Origin of the sequence: Ilyobacter sp. (assembly GCF_041583315.1) — a bacterium.
Lineage (GTDB): Bacteria > Fusobacteriota > Fusobacteriia > Fusobacteriales > Fusobacteriaceae > Ilyobacter.
On the sequence record NZ_JBFHGC010000543.1, the window covers coordinates 1 to 1,930 of the forward strand.

2 protein-coding genes are annotated in these 1,930 nt (G+C 34.8%); one reads left to right on the forward strand and one right to left on the reverse strand.

Going from position 1 to position 1,930, the window contains the following annotated elements:
• The coding region (locus tag ABZA26_RS13995; protein WP_372715108.1) for a hypothetical protein at positions 1-518 on the reverse strand (518 nt) is incomplete at its 3' end.
• Between the two features lie 292 nt (positions 519-810).
• On the opposite strand from ABZA26_RS13995, the gene ABZA26_RS14000 reads away from it, so the two are divergent.
• Positions 811-1,930 (forward strand): molybdopterin-dependent oxidoreductase (locus ABZA26_RS14000; RefSeq protein ID WP_372715109.1); only part of this gene is annotated, 1,120 nt, incomplete at its 3' end.

The window sequence follows — 1,930 nt, forward strand, 5'->3', positions numbered from 1 at the left end:
ATGATAATCACATCGGAGTAATCGTCTGAATATATCCTGTAAAAATCTTTTTCAGAGGGAAGACTTTCCAACTTGTCTCTAAATCTCTGCTCGTTGAAACTGAAAACTTCCTCTAGAGTTCTGGAATTTCTCCTCAAAAAATCTATAAGGGAGGGAGAATAGATAGTATTATTTTTTTCAATAAGATCTATACTTTTTTCATTGGAAAGATCAAATAAAGATCTATTTCTAAAGTACTCTAGGGCCATCCTGAAGTTTTTTTCTCTGAAGGTATCCCCCATGAATATAAAACTTTCTGAATTTTCCAACTTAGAGTATATATTTTCCAAATCTCCTAGTATATGTTCATAGAAAAATGAAAGAATTTCTAGTCTGTCATCAGGGGTAAACTCCTGTCTGTTTCCGATAAAGTATTTGTAGAGGTGCAGGACTCTAAGATATTCATAATATATGTCCTTGTTATGATTTCTTATTAAATTTTCCAGTTTTGATATAATATTAGTATTCGTAAAAATCACCCCGTAATTATTCTGACAAATGATATAAAGTAGCTTTTATTTATTTTAACATTAAAAGCACACTAAATAAAGCCGATTTAACAATAAAAAATAAGGAAAAAGGTGTGTAAAAATAAATCTTATAGTCTGAAAACTTCTCAAGAAGAACTCAAATGTGATTTTACAGGTCATTATGTACAGTAAGACCGATTTTTAATATAACAATCGTGGGCAAAAAAAGTGTTAAATTGAAATTACAATCCTCCATTATAAATACTATACTGTAAAAAACATAAAAATTAATAGGAGGATTCTGGTGAAGATAGTAGTCAACGGGGAGCATTATAGCTTTTCTCACAGAAAAAAACTTATCGATGTATTGGAAGAAGCGGGTGTCCAGATACCCAGTTTCTGTCACGATACAAGAATAGTAAAAAAAGATGAAAGCTGTGGTATCTGCAAGGTAGAAGTGAACGGTGAGATAATAAAAGCCTGTGAAATTGAGGCTCAAAACGGTATGATCATAGAAACACATACTGATGCAGTGGTGAACATGAGAAGAGACATCTTAAAGGAGATCGTGGAAGATCATCCACTGGACTGTCTGGGATGTACAAAGTCAGGAGATTGCAGACTGCAGGAGTACTGTTATGAGTATAATGTAGAGCAGACAAGTAATGCCTGTAAAGAAAATCTTATGGCAGATTCAAGTAATCCATTTTTTACAATTGATTCCAATAAATGTATATCATGTGGTAAGTGTGTAAACGTCTGTGAAAAACTTCAGTGTAATGATATTTTAAAATTAGATCCGATAACTAAAAAAGTAGTAATTGCTGATGGTGGTGTAATAGACGAATCCAAATGTGCTTTCTGCGGAAACTGCGTAAGTGTGTGTCCGGTAGGAGCACTCCAGGCAAAGGAGAAAACAAGATTCAGAAAGTGGGAGGTAAAGAAAACTCAGACCACGTGTTCATACTGTGGTGTAGGATGTCAGTTTAACCTTCTTTCCAGAGGAAACAAGATTGTAGGAGTAGAACCTATCAATATGGCACCAAATGACGGACTACTTTGTGTAAAGGGAAAATTTGGTTATAAGTTTATAGACCATCCAGAAAGAGTGAAAACTCCTCTTATCAAGGAAAATGGTGAGTTTAGGGAAGCTAGCTGGGAAGAGGCTTATGATTTATTCTTAAGCAAGGCGACCAAGATAAAAAATGAATTTGGTCCTGATGCCTTTGCAGGGTTAGCATCTGCTAGATGTACAAATGAGGATAACTTTGCATTTCAAAAATTTATGAGATTGGGCATAGGAACAAATAATATAGATCACTGTGCACGTCTCTGACATGCATCAACAGTTGCCGGGCTTGCAACTACATTAGGAAGTGGTGCTATGACAAATAGTATCTCAGAAGCAAAGGATTCAGATC